A 25,476-nucleotide genomic window follows, 5' to 3' on the forward strand; every position below is an offset into this window, starting at 1 on the left:
ACGGGCGCGCTCACCACCGCAGGCACGTCAGCCACCGCAACGTTCGCCACCACCGGCACGTCCGCCACCACCGGCGCACTCATCGCCGGAGGCATGCTCGCGTCCACAAGCCCATCCACCACCGCGGACACGTCCACGACAGGCAAAGTCGCGGCCACAGGCCCATCCATCACCGCGGACACGTCCACCACAGGCAAAGTCGGGGCCACAGGCACGTCGACCGCCGCAGGCATGGTCGCAGCCGCGGACACATCCACCACCGCAAACACGTCCGCCTCGGGCACGCTCGCCACCACCGGCACACCCGGCGCCGGAGGAATGCTCGCGGCCGCAGGCTCATCCATCACCGCCGACGCGTCCGCCCCGGGCACGCTCGCGGCCGCCGGCACGGTGGCCGCCTCCTCCTCGGCCGGCACCGTCGCGCTCATTGCGCACCCCTTTGACGGAAGTTCAACGCGGCCAAAACGTCCTGCGTCGATGGCAATTCGCCGCCGCGTAGGTCGCAGATGGTCCAGGCGACCCGGATGGCGCGGTCGGCGCCGCGCGCGGACATGCGGCCGAGACGCAACGCGGTCTCGACGGGAGCGAGCGATTCGCGTGGTAGCCGGAACCGCTGGCGCAAGATGTGACCGGGGACTTCGGCGTTGGTGAGCCACCCGTACTCGCGCCAGCGCTCGGCGGCGGCGCGTCGCGCGACGGCGACCCGCTCCCGGACCACCTCACTGCTCTCGGCGGCATCGGTGCTGAACGCCGCGCCGGACTGCCCGTGCATCCGCACCCAGATGTCGATCCGGTCGATCAGTGGCCCGGACAGCTTGCCGAGGTAGCGGCGGCGAGCCAGCGGTGCGCAGATGCAGTCGACATCGCGGGCCGGGGCGCACGGGCACGGATTGGCGGCCAGCACGAGCTGGAAGCGGGCCGGGTAGCGCGCCACACCGTCACGCCGGGCGATGCGTACTTCCCCTTCTTCCAGGGGTGTTCGCATCGCCTCCAGCACCTTCGTGCCGAGTTCGGCGCATTCGTCGAGGAACAGCACCCCGCGGTGCGCCCGGCTGACCGCGCCGGGCCGGGCGGTCCCCGAGCCACCGCCGATCATCGCGGTCACCGAGGTCGAATGATGGGGGGCGACGAAGGGCGGCGCCGTGATCAGGGGGTGGTCACCGGCGAGCGTGCCCGCCATCGAGTGGATCGCGGTCACCTCCAGCGCCTCGGTCTCGGTGAGTGGGGGCAGCAGTCCCGGAAGTCGTTGGGCCAGCATTGTTTTCCCGATGCCGGGCGGGCCGGTGAGCAGCAGATGGTGGCCGCCCGCCGCGGCCACCTCCAATGCCCAGCGCGCTTCGTCCTGCCCGACCACCTCGCTGAGATCGCCGCCCTGCCGCACGGAATCCGGCAGATCGCCGTCCGGCTCGTCGAGCGCGCCTTCCCCGCGCAGCCAGGCCACGACACCGCGCAAGCTGCGGGCCCCGAAGACCTCGATACCCTCGACCAGTCCGGCTTCGGCCATGGTCACCGCCGGTACCACCACGGTCGACCAACCGGCCTTGCGCGCCGCGAGCACGGCGGGCAGGACGCCCCGCACCCGCCGCACCCGCCCGTCCAGCGCGAGCTCCCCGAGCAGCACCGTCTTCGCGAGCCGCTCGGAGGGGACCGAGCCGGACGCGTCCAGTACCGCGACGGCCAGCGCCAAGTCGTAGACGCTGCCCAGCTTCGGCAAGGTCGCGGGTGACAGTGCGAGGACCACCCGGCCGTCGGGCCACTTCTCCCCCGAGTTCGCCACCGCCGAACGGATCCGGTCGCGCGACTCCTGCAACGCGGTGTCGGGTAGCCCGACCAGGTGGACGGAGGGCAGCCCCTGCCCGATATCGGCCTCGATCTCGACGAGCAGACCGTCGACGCCGGTCACCGCGACGGAATGGGCCCGTCCCAGGGCCATTCAGAACACCGCCTCGAGATGATCGATGACGGGTGCGCGACCACGCACCGCCAGCACCGACACCACATCGAACCGGATGCGCCGCCACGGCCCTTCCTGTTCGGCCAGCCACAACAGGGCCAGCCGGCGGATCCGCTGCCGCTTGGCGAAGGTGACCGACTCGGCCGGCGTGCCGTAACCGAGGCCGGAACGCGTCTTGACCTCCACGAACGCGGTCACGTCCCCGTCGCGTGCGATCAGGTCGAGCTCGCCGTATCGGCAACGCCAGTTCCTGGCGACGATCTCCATCCCCGCGGCGCGCAGAAAATCCGCCGCCAATTCCTCCCCGTGCGCGCCGAGCGCCTGTCTGTCAGTCACCCGGCCAGCGTGCGCCGGGCGCGAATCAGGTCAGCGCCACCGACCTGGGAGAACAGAAAACCTGTGGATAGCCGAGCCGCTGTGCAGAACCCCGCGGCTCACTCCGGCAGCCGCAGGTCGGGCTTCTCCAGCTCCTCGATGTTGACGTCCTTGAAGGTGATCACCCGGACGTGCTTGACGAAGCGGGCCGGGCGATACATGTCCCACACCCACGCGTCGCTCATCCGCACCTCGAAGTACACCTCGCCATCCGCGTTCTGCGGCCGCAGCTCCACCGAATTGGCCAGGTAGAAGCGGCGCTCGGTCTCCACCACGTACGAAAACTGGCCGACGATGTCCTTGTACTCGCGATACAGCGAGAGCTCCATCTCGGTTTCGTACTTCTCGAGGTCCTCGGCACTCATCGGGTGGGACGTCCTCCTTCTCGCCGCATCGCGTCGTGTGATGACATCATCGCGCATGCGCTGCGTCGCTAGCCACTCGGCCAGCCGTACGCTCGTTCGGAAACTGCTCGGACAGCGCCTCGTCGAGGCCCTCGGCCAGCACCGCGTCCGCTGCGTCGGCGGCCGCCGCGACCGGCCGCAGCCCGGCGGCCTCGCGAACATTGCGCCAGGAACGGCGGTGCTCACTGCTCGGTCCGAGGCGGTGCAGCGCGGCGGTGTGCTCGGGCGTGTTGTAGCCCTTGTGGGCGGCGAAGCCGTAGCCGGGGAACCGCCGGTCCAGCTCGACCATGATGCGGTCCCTGGTGACCTTGGCCAGGATGCTCGCCGCCGCGATGCAGGCCGCCGCCCCGTCGCCGCCGATCACGGGCAACGACGGCACGGGAATGCCGGGGACCCGGAACCCGTCGGTCAGCACGTAGCCGGGCTCCTGGCCGAGCCCGGCGACGGCGCGGCGCATTCCCTCGATATTGGCGACGTGGATGCCGATCGAGTCGATCTCCCAGGCCGGGATGACGACGACCTGATAGGCCAGCGCCAGCCGGATGATCACCGGGTACAGCTCTTCGCGGGTGGCCTCGGTGAGTTTCTTGGAGTCGTCGAGACCGGCCAGCTTGTCGTAGGCCTTCGGGGCGAGCAGGCACGCCGCCACGACCAGCGGTCCCGCGCACGGCCCCCGGCCCGCCTCGTCGACTCCGGCGACCGGCCCGAGGCCACTGCGGATCAACGCCGCCTCGAGCGTGCGCAGACCTCCCGCCCTGCGCATCACCACGCGCGGCGGCCATCCGTTACCCACCGGCACTCGACCTTGCCCCACCGTCCAATTATCCTGCGCCCCGAGCGATCAGTTCGTCTGGGGATTCTCCGAGTGCACCGGTCCGATCCGGCCGGGCGGCCAGATCTTGAACACCGCCTTGCCCCGGACGTTCTCCACTGGGATGGTGCCCTGCAGTTCGTCGGTGATGTGCGCGCGGGAGTCGGCGGACTGGTTGCGGTTGTCGCCCATCACCCACAGGTGCCCCTCGGGCACCTTCACGGGCTTGAACTCACGTCCGCCGGTCGCGTTGTAGGGCTGACCCGGCACGTACGGGGCGAGGTAGCGGGCGTACGGCTCGTCCAGCGGCTTGCCGTCCACGATCACCCGGCCCTGCGGGTCGCAGCACTCCACGGTCTGACCGCCGACCGCGATCACGCGCTTCACCAGGTCGTTCTCGTCCGGCGGCACCAGGCCGAAGAAGGAGAAGAAGTTCTGCACGCCACGGACGGCGGCGTTGTCCGAGCGGATCGACTTGTAGTGGGTGTTCCACGAGGGCGGGCCGACGAACACGACCACGTCGCCCGGCTGTGGATCGCTCCAGTAGTAGCTCAACTTCTGCACGTAGATGCGGTCGCCGGTGCATCCGGGGCATCCGTGCAGAGTGGTTTCCATCGACTCCGACGGAATCACGTACGGCCGACCGACGAAGGTGACCATCAGTGCGGCGATCACCGCGGCGATCACGATGAGGATCGGCAATTCCTGCCAGAACGGCCGCTGCTTCTTCTTCGCCCGCCGCTTTGCGCGACCAGCCCGCGTATTCTCGTCGCCCGATTCGGACACCGACACCGACCCACTTTCGTCTGCCACGCCGAACAGATTAGCCCGGCAGCGAAACCGAGGTCCGATGCCGGGCTGGGGAAAATCTGTGTGCCGAAAAGCTAACTCAGCGCTTTTCCTTGATCTTGGCGGCCTTGCCGCGCAGATCGCGCAGGTAGTACAGCTTGGCGCGGCGAACGTCACCGCGGGTCACGACATCGATGTGGTCGATGTTCGGGCTGTGCACCGGGAAGGTGCGCTCCACGCCGACACCGAACGACACCTTGCGGACGGTGAAGGTCTCGCGGATGCCACCGCCCTGGCGGCGGATCACGACGCCCTTGAAGACCTGGATGCGCTCCTTCGAGCCTTCGATGACCTTCACGTGCACGTTCAGCGTGTCGCCCGGCCGGAAGTCGGGGACGTCGCTGCGCAGCGACTTCTCGTCGACGAAGTCAAGGGTGTTCATTTCCATCCTTATGGTTTCGCGCGAACAGAGGACCCTGGCGGCACTGGACGTGCTCGGCCGGTTCATGCTCCGATCAATGGGGTGCGCCGGGTCGAGAATCACCCAGGGCAACCTGTGCATTGTGCCAGATCGGCGCGCCACGGAAGAAATCGGCCCGGGTACGGGGCGGTGCACGACCGCCGCGAGCCGCTGGTTCTCCGGCGCTTCGAAGCCGACCAGGTGCAAGCGCGGTCGCCGCGTACCACGCAGAGCAAGGTCAGTGGTGGTTCTGCTCGCCGGAGATGGCGTCCTGGGCGGGCGGTGGGCTGGGCGTATTCAGCGGACCGTGGTCGGAATGCCACAGCGAATGGTGCCGATGCGGCGCGGGCGGAGCGGGCACGACCTTGCGCGTGAGTTCGGCCTCCGCCGCCGTGAGGACGTGCTCGACGTCCGGTTTTCCCGCGACCAGGTCCTGTACGAAGATCTTCGCGCGGATGACCGGACGGCGATACCGCCGTTCCCGGACGATGGACCGGTACATCAGACGCCTGCGGTCGCCGTAACGCCAGCGCGCCCAGGGCGCGCCCGGACGGCTCAGCCGCAGCGCACCCACGAACAGCAGCGGCAGGAAGAACATGCCGAACAAACCCGTCCAGATCTTGCCCTTGGCGATGACGATCGCGGCCAGCGCCAGGTTGACCACGGAGAAAACGACGACGAAGAGGCGGGCCTCGATGCTCGGATCGTGCCGGAAGTCGTTGATGTCCAGCAGCCACAGCGGGTGGAAACCGAGCAGCAGCAAACCGGTCACCGCGAGCGCGACGAACACCGCGTCCACCGACGTGCGCCCTTGCTCCTCCCAGTACACGTCGCGCAGATAGAAGATCAGCGCGAATTCGTCGAGGACCAGCGCGGCGCCCACACCGAAGACGGCCGCGAGAATTCCGGCCGTGGTCGTATCGGCGCTCTGGTACTGGGTGACCATGCCAATGCCCGAAGCGAGCACCAGGATCACCCCGAACACCATGTGATGGACGTGGGTGTCACCGGCCCGCAGGTTGCCCGGCCACCAGCGCACCCGCGCGCGGATCAGCCGCACGCTCACGCGGATGAACAGGAACCCGACGATGAAGCCGAGGAGAAAGCACAGCAACGGCAGCCGCCCTTGGGCGATCACGTCCTCGTGGAGCCACCGTCGCATGGCCGCTACTCCCTCCCGTGCGCCGCGCTACTGGCCGAAGCCCGCCCTGCGCAACGCGTCCGCCATCGCGCCGCTCGGTGCGGGCGCGTTGCGGCGCTGATTGCCGCCGCGGTTCTGTGCTTGATTGCGGCCTTGGCCTTGCTGCTTGTTCTGACCATTCTGCCGCTGCCGCTGCTCGCCCCCGCCGGATCGGCCACCCTGGCCACCCTGGCCGCGCTGCCGGTTGTCGCCGCCCTTGGCGGGCGCGCCGGGCTCGTCGTCCAGGCGCAGGGTCAGGCCGATGCGCTGGCGGGCCACGTCCACCTCGAGCACCTTCACCTTGACCACGTCGCCGGACTTCACCACTTCGCGCGGGTCCTTGACGAAGTTGTGCGACATGGCCGAGACGTGCACCAAGCCATCCTGGTGCACACCCACGTCGACGAATGCGCCGAACGCCGCCACGTTCGTCACCACGCCCTCGAGCACCATGCCCGGTTTCAGGTCGGCGACCTTCTCCACGCCCGCGGCGAACTCGGCGGTCTTGAACTCCGGGCGCGGGTCACGGCCCGGCTTCTCCAGCTCGGCGATGATGTCGGTGACGGTGGGGACACCGAAGCGCTCGTCGGTGAAATCCCCGGCGCACAGCGAGCGCAGCACCGTGGTGTTGCCGATGACCTCCGCGACGGGACGACCGGTCGTTTCCAGGATGCGCCGCACCACCGGATACGCCTCGGGGTGCACCGCGGAGGTGTCCAGCGGATCGTCGCCGCCGCGGATGCGCAGGAAGCCCGCGCACTGTTCGAACGCCTTCGGGCCCAGGCGCGGCACGTCGAGCAGCGCGGTCCGGCTGCGGAACGGGCCGTTCTGATCCCGATGCGCCACGATGCTCTCCGCCACCGAGCCCGCGATGCCGGACACCCGGGACAGCAGCGGCACCGAGGCCGTGTTCACGTCGACGCCGACCGCGTTCACCGCGTCCTCGACCACCGCGCCCAGCGAGCGGGCCAGCAGCGATTCGGACACATCGTGCTGGTACTGGCCGACACCGATGGATTTCGGGTCGATCTTCACCAGTTCGGCCAGCGGGTCCTGCAGCCGCCGCGCGATCGACACCGCGCCGCGCAACGACACGTCCATGTCGGGCAACTCCTGCGAGGCGTAGGCCGACGCGGAGTACACCGAGGCGCCCGCCTCGGACACCACGATCTTGGTCGGCTTGTTCTCCGGAATGCGGGAGATCAGCTCGGCGGCAAGGGCATCGGTCTCGCGCGAGGCGGTGCCGTTGCCGATGGCGATGAGTTCGACGCCGAACCTGGCGACCAGCGCGCCGAGCACGGCCAGCGACTTCTCGGTCTGACCCTGCGGTTTGTGCGGGTAGATCACCTCGGTGGCGACCACCTTGCCGGTGGCGTCGACCACCGCGACCTTCACGCCGGTGCGGTAGCCGGGGTCCAGGCCCATCGTCGTGCGGGTGCCCGCGGGCGCGGCGAGCAGCAGGTCGCGCAGGTTCGTGGCGAAGACGTCGACCGCGTCCTTCTCCGCCGCCTGCCGCAACCGCATCCTGGTGTCGATGCCGAGGCTGACTTGCAGCTTGGTCCGCCAGGCCCAGCGCACGGTGTCCAGCAGCCAGGAGTCGGCGGGCCTGCCCCGGTCGGCGATGCCGAAGCGGGCGGCGATGCGGCCCTCGTAGATGGTGCGCTCGCCCGGCTGCGGCTCCTCGGTGTGCGGTTCGAGGTGCAGCGTGAGCACCTCCTCCTTCTCCCCGCGCAGCAGCGCGAGAATGCGGTGGGAGGGCAGCTTGTCGAACGGCTCGCTGAAGTCGAAGTAGTCGGCGAACTTCGCGCCCGCCTCCTCCTTGCCCGCGCGCACGGTCGAGGTGACCTGGCCGCGGTTCCACATCAGCTCGCGCAGTTCGCCGACCAGGTCGGCGTCCTCGGCGAATCGTTCGACCAGGATGGCGCGCGCGCCGTCGAGCTGCTCGGCCGTGTACTGCGCGGGATCGGTGTTCGGGTCCTGGATCAGGGCGTCGGCCACCGGCTCGTGCCCGGCCTCGCGCGCGATCTGCGCCTTCGTGCGCCGCTTCGGCTTGTACGGCAGGTAGATGTCCTCGAGCCGGGCCTTGGTCTCGGCGAGCAGGATCTGCCGGTGCAGGGCGTCGTCGAGTTTGCCCTGGCCGCGGATCGATTCGACGATCGCGGCGCGGCGCTCGTCGAGTTCGCGCAGGTAGTGCAGACGCTCGTCGAGCAGGCGCAGCTGCGCGTCGTCCAGCCCGCCGGTGACCTCCTTGCGGTACCGGGCGATGAACGGCACCGTCGAGCCACCGTCGAGGAGCTCGACGGCGGCGCGCACCTGTGTCTCACGCACCGCGAGTTCCTCGGCGATGCGACGGTTCACGCTGGCTGGGCCCGCGGCGTCGGAGCGTGGCACGGCGGGTGTGGACTCTGCACTGGCAGTCTCGGGCGCTGTCGTCACGTCCGAGACACTACCGTCGCCGCCTGACAGGCGATCCACGCCCAGGTGAACCTCCTCACCTCAGCTGTCGCCCAGGCCGAGTAGCCGCCGCGACAGCTCCCGCATCTCGGCCTTGCGGATCTTGCCGGTAACCGTCATCGGGAACTCCTCGACCACGTGCACGTAGCGGGGGATCTTGAAGTGCGCCAGCTTGCCGGTGGCGAACTCGCGCACCGCCGCTGCGTCCAACGGCGTTGTCCCCTGGCGCATCCGGACCCAGGCCATCAGCTCCTCGCCGTATTTCGGATCGGGTACCCCGATCACCTGCGCGTCCAGGATGTCGGGGTGGGTGTAGAGGAATTCCTCGATCTCGCGCGGGTAGATGTTCTCCCCGCCGCGGATGACCATGTCCTTGATCCGGCCGGTGATGGCCAGGTACCCCTCGTCGTCCATCACGCCGATATCGCCGGTGTGCATCCAGCGGGCGGCATCGATGACCTCGGCGGTCTTGTCCGGATCGTCCCAGTAGCCGAGCATCACCGAGTAACCGCGGGTGCACAGTTCGCCCGGTTCGCCGCGCGGCACCGTGAGACCCGTTGCGGGATCGACGATCTTGACCTCCAGGTGCGGCCCGACCCGGCCGACCGTGGCGGTGCGCCGGTCGACGCCGTCGTCGCGACGGGTCTGGGTGCTGACCGGAGACGTCTCGGTCATGCCGTAGCAGATGCACACCTCGCGCATGCCCATCCGGTCGATCACCCGCTTCATCACCTCCACCGGGCAGGGCGAGCCCGCCATGATCCCGGTGCGCAGCGTGGACAGCTGCACGGTGGCCGAATCCAGTTCGGCGAGCATGTCGATGAACATCGTCGGCACGCCGTAGAGGGAGGTGCAGCGCTCCGCCTCGACCGCCGCCAAGGCCGCTTTCGGGTCGAACGACGGCGACGGGATCACGATGGCCGCGGCGTGGCTCGTGCTCGCGAGGTTGCCCATGACCATTCCGAAACAGTGATAGAAGGGCGTCGGAACGCAGATCCGGTCCTGTTCGGTGTATCCGCACAGCTCGCCGACAAAGTAGCCGTTGTTCAGGATGTTGTGGTGGCTGAGCGTGGCGCCCTTCGGGAAGCCCGTTGTGCCGGAGGTGTACTGGATGTTGATCGGGTCGTCGGCCGACAGACGCGCGCCGAGCGCGGCCAGCCGGTCGGCGTCGATCTCGGTGCGGGACAGCTCGTCCCACTCGGGTGTGCCCAGCACGAGCACCTGCGCCAACTCCGGGCATTTCGGGCGGACCCGCTCGATCATCGCGACGTAGTCCGAGGACTTGAACCGCTCGGCCGCGATGAGCATCCGCACGCCCGCCTGGCGCAGCACGTACTCCAGTTCGCTGGTGCGGTAGGCCGGGTTGACGGTGACCAGGATCGCGCCGATCTTCGCCGTGGCGTATTGCACGTGGAACCATTCCGCGCAGTTCGGCGCCCAGATGCCGACCCGGTCTCCCTTGCCGATGCCCTGTCCGGCGAGGCCGCAGGCCAGGGCGTCGACCGCGGCGCCGAGTTCCCGATATGTCCAGCGACGTCCGGTCGGGCGGTCCACCAATGCTTCCCGCTCCGGGAACGCCGCCACCGCCCGATCGAGATTGCCGCCGATGGTGTCGCCGAGCAGCGGGATTTCGGACACGCCGGAGGCGTAGCTGGGCACGGGCGGCTGCGCGGCCGGCGTCATCGAGCACCGCCCTGCCGCAGCACGAACCGCTGTACCTTGCCGCTGGGCGTCTTCGGCAGGCTCGGCACGAAGTGGACCTTGCGCGGGTAGGCGTGTGCGGCGAACTTCTTCTTCACCAAGTTCTGCAACTCGGCTTCCAGATCGGTGCCGCCCGAAGCTCCCTCGCGCAGCACGACGAACGCCTCCAGGACTTCGCCGCGCAGTTCGTCCGGCATGCCCACCACGGCCGCCTCGGCGACCCGCTCGTGCAGCACCAGCACGCTCTCCACCTCGAACGGGCCGATGCGGTAGCCCGCCATGATGATCACGTCGTCGTCGCGGGAGGAGAAGCGGAAGAAGCCGTCCGCGTCCTGCGAGCCCGCGTCACCGGTGAGATACCAGCGGCCGTCGGCGGTGTAACGCGAAGCGGTGCGGTCCGGGGCGTCGAGATAGCCGCGGAACCACAGCAGCGGGCTGCGTTCGGTGTCGATCGCGACCCGGCCCAATTCGCCGGTGGGAGCGACGACGTCGGCGTCGTCGGCGAGCACGGCGCAGGTCCAGCCCGGCAGCGAGCGGCCCATTGATCCCGCGGGAGTCTCGGTGTCGAGGTCTTCGTGCCAGGCGTTGCAGATGACCATGCCGTGCTCGGTCTGGCCGTAGTGGTCGCGCACGGCGACGCCCAGGTACTCGACGGACCAGGCGACTACCTCGGGGGTCAGCGGCTCTCCGGCCGAGGAGGCGCGGCGCAACCGGGAGTGCACGGGCGGCGTGGTGCTGTCGGCGCGCAGCGCGCGATAGACCGTCGGGGCGGCGGCGAAGTTGGTGACGCCGAAGGTCTCCAGCACCTGCCAGGTCAGCGGGGCGGAGAAGCCCGCGTGCAGCAGGATGCTGCGGGTGCCGGTGGCCAGCGGGGCGAGGATGGCGTAGTAGAGGCCGTAGGCCCAGCCCGGATCGGCGGCGTTCCAGAAGACGTCGTCGGGCCGGACGTCCAGCGCGAATTCCTGGTACGCGTGGAAGGATGCGAGCGCGCGCAGTGGAATCGGGACGCCCTTGGGCGTGCCCGTGGTGCCGCTGGTGAACAGTTGGACGAGCAGTCCGTCGCCGCCCACCGCGACGGGACGAGCGTGCGGGTGAGTGGCCGAATGACTGTCGAGCAGGTCGTTCATCGCCAGCGTCCCCTGGGGGACCTCCGCGCCGGCGACGATCAAGCGCCAGGGTGGGTCCGCGGGCAGATCCGGCCCGGGCGCCAGCTTCGCCGCCTGGTCGGCGTCGGCGATGACGAGCGAGGCCCGGCTCGCGTGCAACCGCAGGGCGATGGCGGGCGACGCGAACGCGGTGAACAGCGGAACGTGCACCGCGCCGCGGCGCCAGATGCCGAGCAGAGCGACCACCAGGTCCGCCGACTTCGCCATCAGGGTCGCGACCCGGTCGCCGGGTTCGACGCCGAGTTCGGCGAGTGCCGCGGCGCAGCGAGCGGAGCGTTCGCGCAGTTCGCCGTAGGTGAGGTCGGTCGAGGACAGGTCGGCTTCGACGATCGTGAAGGCGATCCCGTCGGCCGGGTGCCGATCGCACAGCAGGTCGGCGGCTGATGCGTCACCGCGGTCGTAACAGTCCAGCAGTTCGCGCACCCGCTGATTCGGATCGGTGCCCATCTTCGGTTCTCCTCGTTGTGTGATCCAGCGCAACCCGGGTGTGCAATAGGATGTGGGTCACACCGCCCCCGCCACTACCCCCGAAAAGGGGTGAGTCTCGTGACCCACACCGCTCTGCTGCGTCCGCGCGACAGCGACGCCCTGCGTGCCGAGATCCGGTGGGTGGCCGGCACCGCGGGCGTGCCGGTGGCCTTCGGTGGCGAAGTGCACGGCGACGCGCTGCTGCTGTCGGAGTTCGTCGGCACGCTGACCAACGGCCTGCGCGGCCTGGCCGTCGTGCGGACGTCGGGGCTGGGGGGCCGCGTGATGGAATCCGGGCGGCCCGCCGCGGTCTCCGACTATCGCCGCGCCTCCTCGATCACCCACGACTACGACGGGCCGGTCTCCGGCGAGGGCATCCGCTCCGTGCTCGCCGTCCCCGTCGTGGTGGACCAGCGCTCACGCGCGGTGCTCTACGCCGCGACCAGGGGCCTCAGCCCGCTGGGCGACCGCACCGCGGATCTCGTCGTCCAGGCCGGGCGCCGCCTGGCCACCGAGATCGCCATTCGCGACGAGGTCGACCGTCGCGTGCGCCTGCTGGAGCTGGCCGCGCCGTCGGCCGAGGCCGCTCCGGCCATCGCCGAGGAACTGCGCGACATCCACGCCGAACTCCGCGGCATGGCGCGCTCGGCCGAGGACGATCGGTTGCGCGGACGCCTGCACGCGGTGTGCGAACGACTCACCCGGGTCATGGCAGGCGAACCGCACCCCGACAGCCCCCGCCTGTCCCGCCGCGAACTCGACGCGCTCTCCCAGATCGCCTTGGGTTGCACCAACCAGGAAGCGGCGCAACGTCTCTCGCTCGGCCCGGAAACCGTGAAGAGCTACCTGCGCAACGCGATGGTCAAACTCGACGCCCACTCCCGCCACGAGGCGGTGGTAGCGGCCCGCCGTCACGGCTTGCTGCCCTGAGACGTGGTTGTCACGTCCACGGCTCTGCAGTGTCCGATACCGCGATCCGGTCTCTGATGTCCCGTCAGGACGCCGGACGGAGATAGGCGAGCAAGTTCGACGACGTCTAATGCCGCGGCCCGGCCCCCTCGTTGCGATCCACGAGCAGGTCCGGGCGGCGTTCGCGGGTGCGGGCGAGAGATTGCTCACGCCGCCAGGCGGCCACCTTCGCGTGGTCGCCGGAAAGCAGGATCGGCGGGACGTCGAGGCCGCGCCAAGAGACCGGGCGGGTGTAGCTGGGGCCTTCGAGCAATCCGTCGGAGAACGAATCCTCCTGATGGGACTGCTGGTTGCCGAGGACGCCGGGCAGCAGCCGGACCACGGCCTCGGTCATCACCAGCACGGCCGCCTCGCCGCCGATCAGCACGTAGTCGCCGATGCTGACCTCCTCCACCCGAACGCGGCGGGCGGCGTCATCGAAGACGCGCTGGTCGATGCCCTCGTAGCGGCCGCAGGCGAAGACCAGATGCTCCTCGGCGGCCCAGCGGTGCGCTGTGTCCTGGGTGAACGGCACACCCGCCGGGGTCGGCACCACGAGCAGCGCGTCGTCGGGACACACCTCGTCGAGCGCGTCGCCCCAGACGGTCGGCTTCATGACCATGCCGGGCCCACCGCCGTAGGGGGCGTCGTCGACCGACTTGTGCACGTCGTGCGTCCAACGGCGCAGGTCGTGCACGGTGAGCGAGATCAGTCCCTTGTCGATCGCCTTACCGAGCAGAGCCGTGCGCAGCGGCTCCAGGTACTCCGGGAAGATCGTGACGACGTCGAGTTTCATGCCTGTCTCCTGTCGCCGCCGGGCCGCGCCTCGTCGGCCGGGCGAGCGCCACCCGATCGGGTGAGCGACCGCCTCATTCCGGGTCGAGCAGACCTTCGGGCGGATCGATCACGATGACGCCCTCGGCGAGCGACACCGTGGGCACGATGGCGGTGACGAAGGGGATCAGGATCTCCCGCCCGTCGTCGGCGGCGCGCACCTCGAGCAGCTCACCGGCCGCGGAATGCAGCACTTCGCGCACGGCCCCGACCACGGTGCCGTCGGTGAGCCGGACCTCCAGCCCCTCCAGCTCGTGGTCGTAGAACTCGTCCGGGTCCTCGGACGGCGGGAGGTCGGCACTGTCGACCAGGAACAGCATGCCGCGCAGCGCGTCGGCGGCGGCGCGGTCGGCCACCCCGGCCAGGAACACCAGAAGCCGGCCCGAGTGCTCCCGGGCCGACTCCACGGTGAACTCACGGACCTCCGCCGCTCGCGGCAGCCGGCCCCGCAACGTGACGCCGGGCGCGAAACGCGCCTCGGGCTCGTCGGTGCGTATCTCGACGACGAGTTCGCCGCGCACACCGTGCGACTTGGCGACCCGCCCGACGACGAGTTCCATCTACTGGTCGGTGTCGACCACGTCGACCCGGATCCCCCGGCCACCGATACCGGCGACGAGGGTGCGCAGCGCGGTCGCGGTCCGTCCGCCGCGGCCGATCACCTTGCCCAGGTCATCGGGATGCACGTGCACCTCGACGGTGCGTCCGCGGCGGCCGGTGATCAGCTCGACGCGCACGTCCTCCGGATTGGCGACGATGCCGCGCACCAAGTGCTCGACGGCATCGGCGACGACGGCACTCACTGCTCCATCACCTCGAGACGCGACTCACCCGTCGTCGGGGCCGGTCTGTGGACGGCTCGCGACGGGTAGGGGGTGGACGGGTAACGCCCGCTCATTACTCGGTTGCCTCAGCAGCCTCGGCGCCCTCTTCGGTGTCCTTCTTGGCCTTCTTCTTGGGGGTGACCGCCTGGGCGACCGGCTCGTTGTCGGCGGCGGCCAGCGCGGCGTTGAACAGGTCCAGCTTCGACGTCTTGGCCGGCTTGACCTTCAGGGTGCCCTCGGCGCCCTCGATGCCCTTGAACTTCTGCCAGTCGCCGGTGATCTTCAGCAGCTGGAGGACGGGCTCGGTCGGCTGCGCGCCGACGCCCAGCCAGTACTGCACGCGCTCGGAGTCGATCTCGATGAGCGAGGGCTCTTCCTTCGGGTGGTACTTGCCGATGGACTCGATGGCCCGGCCGTCCCGGCGGGTGCGCGCGTCCGCGACGACGACGCGGTACTGCGGGTTGCGGATCTTGCCCAGGCGGGTGAGCTTGATGCGAACAGCCACTGCTGATCTGCCTTTCGTTGGTTGGTCACGACGCAATTCGGCGACACGCATGGTCTGCGAGCCCGGTTTTGCGCTTTCGAGTGTGTGACCGCCGCGCGGTACGGAACCGGAGACGGGCTGACACTTGTCCGGAAGGACGGTGGTCCATTGTGCCAGACGAGATGATCACGCCAGAAATCGCGTCCTCGTGTTCACGAAACGGCGTCCGCCCGCCATAACCAGGCATGCGACTGTTCCGACGCCACCGCAGGCGACCCGCCCACGTCACTCGCGAGATCGCGGGCGAACTCGGCGAGGAAGCCGTCATCCAGTATGTCGTGCCCGGCGTCTTCCGAGTGCTGCGCGTGGTGGCCTCGGGCGTCGCTCGCACCCTCGAGTGACTATCGGCGGCGGGACTATCCCGGAGCGACCGCGGTGAGTGCGTGGGTGGGCACCCAGGGCCCGCCCCACCACATCCGCCACCCCACGGGACGGAAGGTGAGCGCGGTCGCGCCGTTCGCGGCCAGGACGGCGCGGTATTCGCGGGTCTTGCCGATGTCGACGATGACCAGCTTGCCGCCCGGACGCAGCACCCGGCATGCCTCGTGAATCGCCGCCGCACGGCCCTCGGTGCTTCTGATGTTGTGAATCGCCAAGCTGGAGACGACCACGTCGAACGCGCCGTCCGGGAACGGCATGCGGGTCATGTCGCCAGTGCGCAGTTCGATCCGGTCGGCGACGTTCTCGGCGAGCGCGTTCTGCTCGGCGGTGGCCGGGGTGTTGCCGCAGTGGTCGGCCGAGCACCACACGTCCAAGCCCACCGCACGCCCGGCGGGCAAACGGCGCGCGGCGGCCAGCAGCACCGCGCCGCGGCCGCACCCCATGTCGAGTAGTCGTTCGTCGCCGCGCAGTTCGAGGTCGTCGAGCAGGCCCGCCCAGACCCGGAACTTGCCGCGGCGGGTGGCGTGCAGCAACAGCCCGAACTGCCCGGCCAGCACGACTCCGATCAGCAGGAGCAGCAAACTCGGACGCCACTGCTGGAACAGCGCCACCACCAGGGCCGCGGCGAGATATCCGACCGCGAGAACTCCGAGCAACAGCAGCACCGACGGCGCGTCGACACCGTACGACGCTCGCCACGGAGGGGCCATCATCGACCGATTGTATCCAGCGGCAACGGCATTCGCGCCCGGTTCGCGCTCGTCAGCCCACCAGTGGAGCAAGGGTGCGCCCGGCGAGCTCGACCGCGCCCGGCTCGTGCCCGTTGAAGACCATGTTGATGACGAGCCCGTCGACACCCCGGTCGAGAACGCGGGTCCGCAGCTGTTCGGCAACATCGTCCGGCGTGCCGACGAATTGGCGGTCGGCCGGGCTCTTCGCGCGCTCGGACTCCGACAGCGCCGACAGGTCGATTCCCATGCGGCCGAGGTAATCCCGCTGCTGCTTGCGCACCAGGTCACCGTCCTCGTCCATCATCACGAAGCACAGGTAGCTGGTCTCCAACGTCTGCGGATCGCGGCCGACTTCGGCGCAGCGTTCGCGCAGCGCATCGATCTTGCGCGGCAGTTCGGACGCGTTGCAGATGATGTTGAGGTGGTCGGCGAAGCGCGCGGCCAGGCCGAAGGTCTTCTTCTCGCCGCTGCCGCCGAGCAGGATCGGCAGGTCGTCGCGCAGACGCGGCTCGTTCATGGCGTTCTCCACCTGGTACCGCTTGCCGCGGAAGGTAGGGCGCTCGCCGCGCAGCATCGGCCGCACGATCTGCAGCGCCTCCTCCAGGCGCTCGAACCGGTCGGTGAAGGTGCCGAACTCGAAGCCGTAGGACTGGTGCTCGAGCTCGAACCAGCCCGCGCCGATCCCGAGCACCGCGCGGCCGCCGCTGACCACGTCGAGCGTCGTGACGGTCTTGGCGAGCAGGGCCGGGTTGCGGTAGGTGTTACCGGTCACCAAGGCGGACAACTGGATTCGTTCCGTCGCGGCGGCCAGGCCGCCGAGCGCGGTGTACGCCTCGAGCATCGGCTCGTCCGGTGTGCCGATGCCGGGCAGCTGGTAGAAGTGGTCCATGACGAAGGCCGTGTCGAAACCGGCTGCTTCGGCCTCTCCGGCCTGCGCGATCACCGTGGGGAACAGCTCGCGCACCGATTTGCCGTAGCTGAAGTTGGGCATCTGATATCCGAGGCGAATTGTCACGGAATCCGACCTTACGCCGCGATCGGAAACGCGCGCGTCAGCCGCGATGACGAGTCATCGATGGCCGGTCACCGGACCGCGCCCGCCGTACACGCGGCCGCGCAGGACCACGGCGTACGGCGTGCTGAGCGTTTCCGGATGGGTACGCGGGTCCTGCTGGTAAACAACGAAATCCGCGGGTGCGCCGGGTTCGATGCCGGGCCGCCCGAGCCAGTCGCGAGCGTTCCAGGAGGCCGCGCCGAGCGCGTCGTGCCTGGACAGGCCCGCGGCGCCGAGGGCGGTGATCTCGTCGGCGATACGCCCGTGGCGGATGGAGCCGCCCGCGTCGGTGCCCGCGAAGATCGGCACACCCGCCTCGTGCGCGGCGGCGACCGTGCCGCGCACCCGCCGGTGCAGATCACGCATGTGCGCGGCATAGACCGGGAATTTCCCGGCGCTGTCGGCGATACCGGGGAAGGTGTCGATATTGACCAGGGTGGGCACCAAGGCGGTGCCGTGCTCGACCATCATCTCGATGGTCTCGTCGGTGAGGCCGGTGCCGTGCTCCAGGCAGTCGATCCCGGCGTTGATCAGGCCGGGTAGCGCGTCCTCGCCGAAGACGTGGGCGGTGACCCGGGCGCCGTTGGCGTGCGCGGCGTCGATGGCCTCCTTCAGGATCGTGTCGCTCCACAGCGGCCGCAGATCGCCGACGGAACGATCGATCCAGTCGCCGACGATCTTGACCCAGCCGTCGCCGCGGCGGGCCTGCTCGGCCACGATCTCCGGCAGGTCGCGTTCGTCGTCGAGCTCGATGCCCAGCTCGCGGATGTAGCGCTTCGGCCGGGCGATGTGGCGACCGGCGCGGATGATGCGCGGGAGTTCGTCGTGATCGTCGATGAAGCGGGTGTCGATCGGCGAGCCGGCGTCGCGCAGCAGCAGCGCCCCCGCGTCGCGCTCGGTCTCGGCTTGCGCGACGGCGCCCGCACGGTCCTCGTGACCGCCCCCGTACCGGATGCCGACGTGGCAGTGCGCGTCCACCAGTCCCGGCACGATCCACCCCGCCTCGCACAGCGTTTCGGCTCCGGACACGGGCTCGAAGGACACCTGGCCATCCCGCACCCAGAGATCGCGCATCTCGTCTTCGGGAAGAACCACACCTCGCAGATGCACCGCAGCAACCTCCTGGACGTCGTCGGTCGCCTCCAACCTACCGACCCCGTCCGGAACCGGTCGTCCGTGCGCACTACGGACCGCGACGGGCGGAGCCGGGCACCTCCGGAAACGACGAGCGCCGCGCACAAATGGTGTGCGCGGCGCTCGGAGCGTCTATTTCTTCGGGAACTTCAGTTTGGACAGGTCGAAACCGTCCAGGCCGGGGGGCAGCTGGTCGAGACCGGCCGGCATGTTCGAAAGGTCGGGCATGCCGGCGGGCATCCCCGGCATGCCGCCCATCCCGGGGAAGCCGCCGCGCACCTTCGGCGGCGTCGGGCCGCGACCCTTCTTGCCCTTCTTGCCCTTCTTCGCGTTGGCGCGGCGCGAGCCGGGCAGGCCCATCTGGCGGCCCATCATCGCCATCATCTTCTTCGCCTCGAAGAACCGGTCGACGAGCTGGTTGACCTCGGAGACCTGGACGCCGGAACCGTTGGCGATGCGCAGACGGCGGGACGCGTTGATGATCTTGGGATTCTCCCGCTCTGCCGGGGTCATGCCGCGGATGATCGCCTGCACCCGGTCGAGTTGCTTGTCGTCGACCTGCGCGAGCACGTCCTTCATCTGGCCCGCGCCCGGCAGCATGCCGAGCAGGTTGCCGATCGGGCCCATCTTGCGAATGGCCAGCATCTGGTCGAGGAAGTCCTCTAGGGTGAGCTCACCGCTGCCGATCTTGCGGGCGGCCTCCTCGGCCTGCTTGGCGTCGTAGACCTGCTCGGCCTGCTCGATCAGGGTGAGCACGTCACCCATGCCGAGGATGCGGCTGGCCATGCGGTCGGGGTGGAAGACGTCGAAGTCCTCGAGCTTCTCACCGGTCGAGGCGTACAGGATCGGGACGCCGGTGACCTCGCGGACACTCAGCGCCGCGCCACCGCGGGCGTCGCCGTCCAGCTTGGTGAGCGCCACACCGGTGAAGCCGACGCCGTCGCGGAACGCCTCGGCGGTGTTGACCGCGTCCTGGCCGATCATCGCGTCCAGCACGAACAGGGTCTCGTCGGGCTGCACGGCGTCGCGGATGCCCGCGGCCTGCCGCATGAGCTCCTCGTCGATGCCGAGGCGGCCCGCGGTATCCACGATGACGACGTCGTACTGCTTCTGCCGCGCTTCCTCGACACCGCCGCGCGCCACGTTCACCGGATCGGCGGCCGAGATGCCCAGCGGGTTCTCACCGCCACCGACGGAGGTGCCCGGGTGCGGCGCGTAGACGGGCACGCCCGCGCGCTCGCCGACCACTTGCAGCTGGGTGACGGCGCCGGGGCGCTGCAGGTCACAGGCCACCAACAGCGGCTGATGGCCCTGCGTCTTGAGCAGCTTGGCGAGTTTGCCCGCGAGGGTGGTCTTACCGGAACCCTGCAGACCGGCCAGCATGACCACCGTCGGCGGGTTCTTGGCCAGGTTCAGCCGCCTGGTCTCGCCGCCGAGGATGCCGACGAGCTCCTCGTTGACGATCTTCACGACCTGCTGGGCCGGGTTCAGCGCCGCGGAGACCTCCGCGCCCTTGGCGCGCTCCTTGATCCGCCCGATGAAACCGCGGACCACGGGCAGCGCGACGTCGGCCTCGAGCAGGGCGAGGCGGATCTCCCGACAGGTGGCGTCGATGTCGGCCGGTGACAGACGCCCCTTGCCGCGCAGATCCTTGAGGGCACCGGTAAGCCGGTCGGACAGGGATTCGAACACCGATCGCGCTCCTGATCTCGGGGGACGTCACATTCTCTCCCAGGGTAATGGGATCACCCGCATGTTCGCGCAGGCGGTGCGCCCTTCGGGTGCGAACGGTGCTCGTCAGTCGAGTACGCGACGGCGTGGTTTGACCGTTTTGCGGTAGTCGTGGTTCTCCGCGGCCACCATGAAGACCGCCTCGTTGGCGGTCAGGCCCAGCACGAGGGCCAGGTCGTCGAGCATTTCCCACTCCGCCGTGCTCGGGATGGGCGAGGTCGCGACGATGGACGCGATCGTCATCGCGGTCACCGCCTGTCGCCCGGTCAAGGTGCGACCCGGAAGCCAGGAGACCACCCACCGGTCGCCACCGACGCAGCGCGCCATGTGACTGGTCTCGTCACTCGTCATCGTGGATGCCGAAACGACTTCTATTGCCACCGACCTGCTCCCCTCATGCTCGCGATAGCCAGACGCTCTAGATCGTAGGGGCAGGCCACTGGGGCGGCGTTCAGTTGTAGCAAATATCTCGCAACAGATTGGTCACCGGAGAAATCCGCAGCTAGTCGGCATTTTCCGACTCTTGCGCGCCCTCCTCAGGGGGTTTGGGCGCAGTCCTGGGAACCACCGCGAGGACCGCCTTCTCGATCGCTTCCCGGCGTGCGGGACCGTCCTCGGCACCCAGCTCCAGGCAGAAACTGTCGACCACCGCGGACCCCATCGTGACCACCTTGGCCCAGCGGACGTCGGCTCCGCAGCCGGCCAGTCCGGCGGCCAAGCGGCTGAGCATCCCGATCCGGTCCTCGGCGCGCAACTCCAGGATCACCTGTCCCGGCACCGAGGTGTCCGACCAGAGCACCCTGGGCGCGGCCTGCGCGTACCGGCTCCGGCCGACGGTGCTCGCCTCGCGCTCGCGTTTGGCCAGCGCCGCGGACACGTCCAGATCGCCTGCCGTGGCGCGGATCAGTTCCTGCCGCAACAGACCAGGGTCGGGCGGGTCGCCGAACTTGGGCGCGACGACGAAAGTGTCCACCGCGGCGGCGCCTTCGACGCCGAGCGCGGCCGACAGCACCCGCAGCGAATGCAGCGCGAGCACACCGGCGGCGTCGGAGAGCAGTCCCGGGTTGTCCGGCGCGATGACGGTCACCGTGTAGGTGTGTTTGCTCGCACCCGGCTTCAGGTCCACGTGCACGCCACCCGCCCTCGCCTTCTCGACCAGTTCCGGTGCGATCGGCTCCGGTGTCGGCAGCTGGTCACCCGCCATCACCATCCGGCACCGCCGGACCAGCTCCCCGATCAGCGAGGCCTTCCAGTCGCCCCACACGCCGGGGCCGGTGGCCAGCGAATCCGCCTCGGCCAGGGTGTGCAGCAGTTCCAGCAGTTGCGGATCGGCGTCGAGCGCGGTGACGACGTAGCGCACCGTCTCCGGATCGGACAGGTCGCGCCGGGTGGCGGTTTCCGGCAGCAGCAGGTGATGGCGCACGATCGCGCTGAGGGTCCGCACGTCCGAGGGCCACAGACCGAGTCGGCGGCCGATGTGGGTGGCGAGTTCGGCGCCGACGACGCTGTGATCGCCCGCGCGGCCCTTGCCGATGTCGTGCAGCAGCGCGCCGAGGCCGAGCAGGTCGGGGCGGGCCACCCGGGTGCTGAGCGCGGAGGCGTAGGCGACCGTCTCCATGAGATGGCGATCGACGGTCCAGGTGTGCAGGACGTCGCGCGGCGGAAGGTCGCGCACGGCGCCCCACTCCGGCAGCAGCCTGCCCCACAGGCCCGTCCGGTCCAGCGCCTCGATCGCGTCGATGGTGCCGCGGCCCGCGCCCAGCAGGATCAGCAAGTCGTTGAGGGCGTCCTTGGGCCACGGCTCGCGTAGCTCCGGCGCGTCCTCGGAGAGCCGGTTCAGCGTGGTGGCCGACATCGGCAGGCCGGTCTGCGCCGACGCCGCCGCCACGCGCAGGATCAGCCCGGGGTCACGCTGAGGACGGGCGTCCCTGGCCAGCACGACTTCGCCGGCATGCTCGACCACCCCTTCGTCCAGCGGCCTGCGCACCGGCATGCGGCGCAGGCGGGCCAGTCCCCGCCGCGGAAGCGCGTTGGCCGCGGTGCGCAGCCCGACGTCCACGGAGTAGCTGACCGTGCGAGCCGAATCGCTCAGGGTGCGAGCCAGATCGAACCGGTCGCCGATGCGCAGCGCCGCGCCGATCTCGTCGGCGTCCTGCGCCCGCAACTGGTCGCGGGACCGGCCCGCGACGCGATGCAGTTCGGTGCGCACGTCCAGCAGGCGCCGGTGGGCCTGCTTCAATCCGCCGCCCGGCACATCCGGCCCGAGTCCGGGCATGGCGTCGGTCAGCTGGGCGATGGCCAGCGCGTCCAGCAGCTGGATGTCGCGCAGGCCGCCGCGCCCGTTCTTCAGATCCGGCTCGGCGCGGTGCGCGATCTCGCCGTTGCGCTCCCACCTGGCCTGGGCCTGCGCGATGAGCTCGTCGAAGCGGGAGCGGATTCCGGTGCGCCACTCCCGGCGCACGCCACCGATCAGCAGATTGCTCAGATCCTGGTCGCCGACGATGTGCCTGGCCTCGAGCATGCCGAGCGCGGCGATGAGATCGTCGGCGGCCACCCGCAACGCCTGCGGCACGGTCCGCACGCTGTGGTCGAGTTTGATATGCGCGTCCCACAGCGGATACCAGAGCTGGTCGGCGACCTCGGCCACCCTGGCCGGGTCGACGTCGTCGTGCAGCAGCACCAGATCCAGATCGGAGAACGGCAGCATCTCGCCGCGGCCGAGACCGCCGACGGCCACCACGGCCAAACCGCTGTCGGGGGCGATGCCGAGTTCGGCGCCCTTGCTCGTCAGCCAGAGTTCGTAGAGGTCCACCAGGGCCTGGCGCAGCGACCTGGCGTCCAACCGGGGATTGCGCGGCAGGCCTCCGTCGAGCAGTTGGGTGCGTGCCCGGACCAGGTCGGCCGCCCCGTTGGACACCTTGCCGTTGCCTTCTTCGGTGCCCTTCTGGTCACCGTCGTACTGACTAGCCACAACCCACCGCCCATTTTCATGCGCGCGGCCCCGCCCCGACCGGGAGCTCCGGTGGGAGCGGGGCCGCCGCTCGACTCGATTTTCCGCTACAGCGCGTCGGTGCCGCGTTCGCCGGTCCGCACCCGGATGATCGCCTCCACCGGCGTGACCCAGACCTTGCCGTCGCCGATCTTGCCGGTGCGGGAGGCCTCCACGATCACCTCCACCACCTTGTCGACGGACGCGTCGTCCACGACGACCTCGACACGGACCTTCGGCACGAAATCGACCGAGTACTCGGCGCCGCGGTACACCTCGGTGTGCCCCTTCTGCCTGCCGTACCCTTGGACTTCGCTGACGGTCATGCCCAACACACCCGCCTGCTCGAGACCGGACTTGACGTCCTCGAGCGTGAACGGTTTGACGATTGCGGTGATCAGTTTCATGTTCGTCATGCCTCCTTGACGGCCGAACGTGCCGTGCTACCCAGAGCGGCGAAGTCGTAGGCGGTTTCCGCGTGCTCGGACTCGTCCAAGCCCACCGACTCTGCTTCCTCGCTCACGCGCAGCCCAATGGTGAACTTCACGATATAGGCAATGATCAGCGTCGCGATGAAGGAGAAGACAAGTACCACACCGGCACCCACCGCTTGCCGCCACAGCTGATCGAATCCGCCGCCGTAGAACAGACCGGTCTTGGCCGCACCCGCCTCGGGCGCCGCGACGAAACCGACCATCAGAGTGCCGACGATGCCGCCGACCAGGTGCACGCCGACCACGTCGAGCGAGTCGTCGAAACCGAACTTGAACTTCAGGCCGACCGCGAGGGCGCACAGCGCGCCGGCGACGGCGCCGATGGCGAGCGCGCCGAGCACGTTCACCGAAGAACACGACGGGGTGATGGCGACCAGACCGGCCACGATGCCCGAGGCCGCGCCCAGCGAGGTGGGCTTGCCGTCGCGGATCTTCTCCACCAGCAGCCAGGCAAGCATGGCGGCGCAGGTCGCGATGGCGGTGATGATGAAGGTCGAGCCCGCGAGGCCACCGGAGGTCACCGCGGAACCGGCGTTGAAGCCGAACCAGCCGAACCACAGCAGACCGGCGCCCAGCATGACGAACGGCAGGTTGTGCGGACGGAACGGGGTCGTCGGCCAGCCCTTGCGCTTGCCGAGCACCAGCACCAGGGCCAGACCGGCCGCACCGGCGTTGATGTGCACCGCCGTGCCGCCGGCGAAGTCGACCGCGAGCAGCTTGTTCGCGATCCAGCCGCCCTCGTGCACGACGTTGCCGTCGGCGTCCTTGACGTCGAAGTCGAACACCCAGTGCGCGACCGGGAAGTAGACCACCGTGGCCCAGATGCCCGCGAACAGCAGCCACGCGCTGAACTTCATGCGGTCGGCGACCGCGCCCGAGATGAGGGCAACCGTGATGATGGCGAACATCAGCTGGAAGGCGACGAAGACGGTCGCCGGAATCGTGCCCGCGAGCGGGATGTTCACCGCTTCGGTGGTGACGACGCCTGCCGCGTCCTTGACCTCGGCCACGGAGTTGCCACCGATCAGGCCCTTCAAGCCGAAGAACTGCGTCGGGTCACCGATCACGCCGAATTTGTTGTCGCCGAAGGCCGTCGAGTATCCGTACAGCGACCACAAAACGCCGACCAGACCCATGGCGCTGACGCTCATCATGATCATGTTGAGCACGTTCTTCGACCGGACCATGCCGCCGTAGAAAAAAGCCAGGCCCGGCGTCATCAGCAACACCAGCGCCGAACTCACCAGCAGCCATGCGGTGTCACCGGTATCCGGTGCACCGGTAAGTGGAAAAGCCACCTTAATGTCCTCCTCATCTCGGGCCCCGCCGATTCCGGCAAATGGACCTGAACAGAAGGGTCCTCACTCGGTGTTTCATCCGTAGAGCTGTCGTGTTTCACCTACGTGAACGGATGGCGCAGCTGTGTTGCCACCGCGTTTCGTCACGTGCACCGGAGGTTTCCCGGCGCTGTGAGCACAAGATTCCGGAAACCGGACATTCGTTACCGCGGAGCCGGAGTCGGCAAACATCTGGGGTGTGATCCCCCTCGCACCGCGGCGGGCCCGCGATCGTCGACCGCGGACCCGCCCGCCACGTACCCGAACACTACGGGCGGCAACCGCTTTCGACAGCGCCGCCGAGTGCTGAGGACTTCAGCCCAGCAGCGCGTCCACGAACGCGGCGGGCTCGAACGGGGCCAGATCGTCGGCGCCCTCCCCGAGCCCGACCAGCTTCACCGGCACACCCAGTTCGTGCTGGACCTGGAAGACGATGCCGCCCTTGGCCGTCCCGTCCAGCTTGGTCAGTACGACGCCGGTGATATCGACCACTTCGGCGAACACCCTGGCCTGGGTCAGCCCGTTCTGGCCGACGGTCGCGTCCAGCACCAGCAGGACCTCGTCGACGGCCGCCTTCTTCTCCACGACGCGCTTGACCTTGCCCAGCTCGTCCATCAGGCCCGTCTTGGTGTGCAGGCGACCGGCCGTGTCGATGAGCACCACGTCGACGCCGCGCTCGACGCCCGCGGCCACCGCGTCGAACGCGACCGCGG

The 25,476-nt window shown here is 69.3% G+C and carries 24 protein-coding genes and 1 pseudogene; 2 read left to right on the forward strand and 23 right to left on the reverse strand.

The window, feature by feature from the left end:
• Positions 1-424: 424 nt before the first annotated feature.
• The 10 genes from ON19_RS20645 to ON19_RS20690 all read right to left on the reverse strand — a co-directional run bounded on the left by ON19_RS20645 (position 425) and on the right by ON19_RS20690 (position 11,741).
• Positions 425-1,933 carry a YifB family Mg chelatase-like AAA ATPase gene (locus tag ON19_RS20645; protein ID WP_043695228.1) on the reverse strand — a complete coding sequence of 503 codons (1,509 nt, stop codon included), beginning with the start codon at positions 1,931-1,933 and terminating at the stop codon, positions 425-427.
• Positions 1,934-2,290 (reverse strand): YraN family protein, encoded by a 357-nt coding sequence (locus tag ON19_RS20650; protein WP_043695231.1) that lies wholly within the window; start codon positions 2,288-2,290, stop codon positions 1,934-1,936.
• Positions 2,291-2,388: 98 nt separating this feature from the next.
• On the reverse strand, positions 2,389-2,694 hold the full coding sequence (locus ON19_RS20655) for a DUF2469 domain-containing protein (RefSeq protein ID WP_011210678.1): 306 nt from the start codon (positions 2,692-2,694) through the stop codon (positions 2,389-2,391).
• A 46-nt stretch (positions 2,695-2,740) separates the two neighbouring features.
• On the reverse strand, positions 2,741-3,526 hold the full coding sequence (locus tag ON19_RS20660) for a ribonuclease HII (protein ID WP_086006677.1): 786 nt from the start codon (positions 3,524-3,526) through the stop codon (positions 2,741-2,743).
• Between the two features lie 48 nt (positions 3,527-3,574).
• The gene (gene lepB / locus ON19_RS20665) at positions 3,575-4,357 is read right to left on the reverse strand and encodes a signal peptidase I (RefSeq protein ID WP_086006676.1); all 783 of its coding nucleotides are present in this window, start codon (positions 4,355-4,357) and stop codon (positions 3,575-3,577) included.
• Positions 4,358-4,433: 76 nt separating this feature from the next.
• The gene (rplS, locus tag ON19_RS20670; protein WP_011210681.1) at positions 4,434-4,775 is read right to left on the reverse strand and encodes a 50S ribosomal protein L19; all 342 of its coding nucleotides are present in this window, start codon (positions 4,773-4,775) and stop codon (positions 4,434-4,436) included.
• A 256-nt stretch (positions 4,776-5,031) separates the two neighbouring features.
• A complete protein-coding gene (locus ON19_RS20675; protein WP_051169107.1) occupies positions 5,032-5,955 on the reverse strand; it encodes a hypothetical protein in 924 nt (307 codons plus the stop codon).
• A 27-nt stretch (positions 5,956-5,982) separates the two neighbouring features.
• On the reverse strand, positions 5,983-8,364 hold the full coding sequence (locus ON19_RS20680) for a Tex family protein (RefSeq protein WP_043695237.1): 2,382 nt from the start codon (positions 8,362-8,364) through the stop codon (positions 5,983-5,985).
• A gap of 105 nt (positions 8,365-8,469) precedes the next feature.
• A complete protein-coding gene (locus tag ON19_RS20685; protein ID WP_043695240.1) occupies positions 8,470-10,110 on the reverse strand; it encodes an AMP-binding protein in 1,641 nt (546 codons plus the stop codon).
• Positions 10,107-11,741: an AMP-binding protein gene (locus ON19_RS20690; protein ID WP_043695243.1), complete on the reverse strand. Its 1,635-nt coding sequence runs from the start codon at positions 11,739-11,741 to the stop codon at positions 10,107-10,109. Before ON19_RS20690 ends, ON19_RS20685 begins: the two co-directional genes overlap by 4 nt.
• A gap of 99 nt (positions 11,742-11,840) precedes the next feature.
• On the opposite strand from ON19_RS20690, the gene ON19_RS20695 reads away from it, so the two are divergent.
• Positions 11,841-12,692, forward strand: a complete 852-nt coding sequence (locus tag ON19_RS20695; RefSeq protein WP_043695245.1) for a helix-turn-helix transcriptional regulator — start codon at positions 11,841-11,843, stop codon at positions 12,690-12,692.
• A gap of 106 nt (positions 12,693-12,798) precedes the next feature.
• Here the strand turns inward: ON19_RS20695 and trmD are convergent, their stop codons facing one another.
• The 4 genes from trmD to rpsP all read right to left on the reverse strand — a co-directional run bounded on the left by trmD (position 12,799) and on the right by rpsP (position 14,873).
• Complete coding sequence (gene trmD / locus ON19_RS20700) at positions 12,799-13,506, reverse strand: tRNA (guanosine(37)-N1)-methyltransferase TrmD (protein WP_043695247.1); 708 nt, start codon at positions 13,504-13,506, stop codon at positions 12,799-12,801.
• 73 nt (positions 13,507-13,579) lie between these two features.
• Positions 13,580-14,104 (reverse strand): ribosome maturation factor RimM, encoded by a 525-nt coding sequence (gene rimM / locus ON19_RS20705; RefSeq protein WP_043695250.1) that lies wholly within the window; start codon positions 14,102-14,104, stop codon positions 13,580-13,582.
• Positions 14,105-14,347 carry an RNA-binding protein gene (locus ON19_RS20710; protein ID WP_040708791.1) on the reverse strand — a complete coding sequence of 81 codons (243 nt, stop codon included), beginning with the start codon at positions 14,345-14,347 and terminating at the stop codon, positions 14,105-14,107.
• 94 nt (positions 14,348-14,441) lie between these two features.
• The gene (gene rpsP / locus ON19_RS20715; protein WP_043695253.1) at positions 14,442-14,873 is read right to left on the reverse strand and encodes a 30S ribosomal protein S16; all 432 of its coding nucleotides are present in this window, start codon (positions 14,871-14,873) and stop codon (positions 14,442-14,444) included.
• A 224-nt stretch (positions 14,874-15,097) separates the two neighbouring features.
• On the opposite strand from rpsP, the gene ON19_RS42030 reads away from it, so the two are divergent.
• Positions 15,098-15,253, forward strand: coding sequence for a hypothetical protein (locus ON19_RS42030; RefSeq protein WP_157229767.1), 156 nt, complete (start codon positions 15,098-15,100; stop codon positions 15,251-15,253).
• A 15-nt stretch (positions 15,254-15,268) separates the two neighbouring features.
• Here the strand turns inward: ON19_RS42030 and ON19_RS20720 are convergent, their stop codons facing one another.
• The 9 genes and pseudogenes from ON19_RS20720 to ON19_RS20760 all read right to left on the reverse strand — a co-directional run.
• A complete protein-coding gene (locus ON19_RS20720; RefSeq protein ID WP_051169108.1) occupies positions 15,269-16,006 on the reverse strand; it encodes a class I SAM-dependent methyltransferase in 738 nt (245 codons plus the stop codon).
• Positions 16,007-16,055: 49 nt separating this feature from the next.
• The gene (locus ON19_RS20725) at positions 16,056-17,039 is read right to left on the reverse strand and encodes an LLM class F420-dependent oxidoreductase (protein ID WP_043695256.1); all 984 of its coding nucleotides are present in this window, start codon (positions 17,037-17,039) and stop codon (positions 16,056-16,058) included.
• Positions 17,040-17,093: 54 nt separating this feature from the next.
• Positions 17,094-18,152, reverse strand: coding sequence for an amidohydrolase family protein (locus ON19_RS20730; protein ID WP_051169120.1), 1,059 nt, complete (start codon positions 18,150-18,152; stop codon positions 17,094-17,096).
• A 192-nt stretch (positions 18,153-18,344) separates the two neighbouring features.
• Positions 18,345-19,904 carry a signal recognition particle protein gene (gene ffh / locus ON19_RS20735; protein WP_043695259.1) on the reverse strand — a complete coding sequence of 520 codons (1,560 nt, stop codon included), beginning with the start codon at positions 19,902-19,904 and terminating at the stop codon, positions 18,345-18,347.
• A 105-nt stretch (positions 19,905-20,009) separates the two neighbouring features.
• The gene (locus ON19_RS20740; protein WP_043695262.1) at positions 20,010-20,324 is read right to left on the reverse strand and encodes a hypothetical protein; all 315 of its coding nucleotides are present in this window, start codon (positions 20,322-20,324) and stop codon (positions 20,010-20,012) included.
• A 121-nt stretch (positions 20,325-20,445) separates the two neighbouring features.
• Complete coding sequence (locus tag ON19_RS20745; protein ID WP_043695265.1) at positions 20,446-22,914, reverse strand: [protein-PII] uridylyltransferase; 2,469 nt, start codon at positions 22,912-22,914, stop codon at positions 20,446-20,448.
• Positions 22,915-23,000: 86 nt separating this feature from the next.
• The gene (locus tag ON19_RS20750; RefSeq protein ID WP_039799550.1) at positions 23,001-23,339 is read right to left on the reverse strand and encodes a P-II family nitrogen regulator; all 339 of its coding nucleotides are present in this window, start codon (positions 23,337-23,339) and stop codon (positions 23,001-23,003) included.
• 5 nt (positions 23,340-23,344) lie between these two features.
• Positions 23,345-24,724 (reverse strand): ammonium transporter, encoded by a 1,380-nt coding sequence (locus ON19_RS20755; protein WP_043695267.1) that lies wholly within the window; start codon positions 24,722-24,724, stop codon positions 23,345-23,347.
• A gap of 354 nt (positions 24,725-25,078) precedes the next feature.
• Positions 25,079-25,476: pseudogene (locus tag ON19_RS20760) on the reverse strand (signal recognition particle-docking protein FtsY); the annotation flags it as partial.

Source organism: Nocardia abscessus NBRC 100374 (genome assembly GCF_000308455.1).
GTDB classification, from domain to species: domain Bacteria; phylum Actinomycetota; class Actinomycetes; order Mycobacteriales; family Mycobacteriaceae; genus Nocardia; species Nocardia abscessus.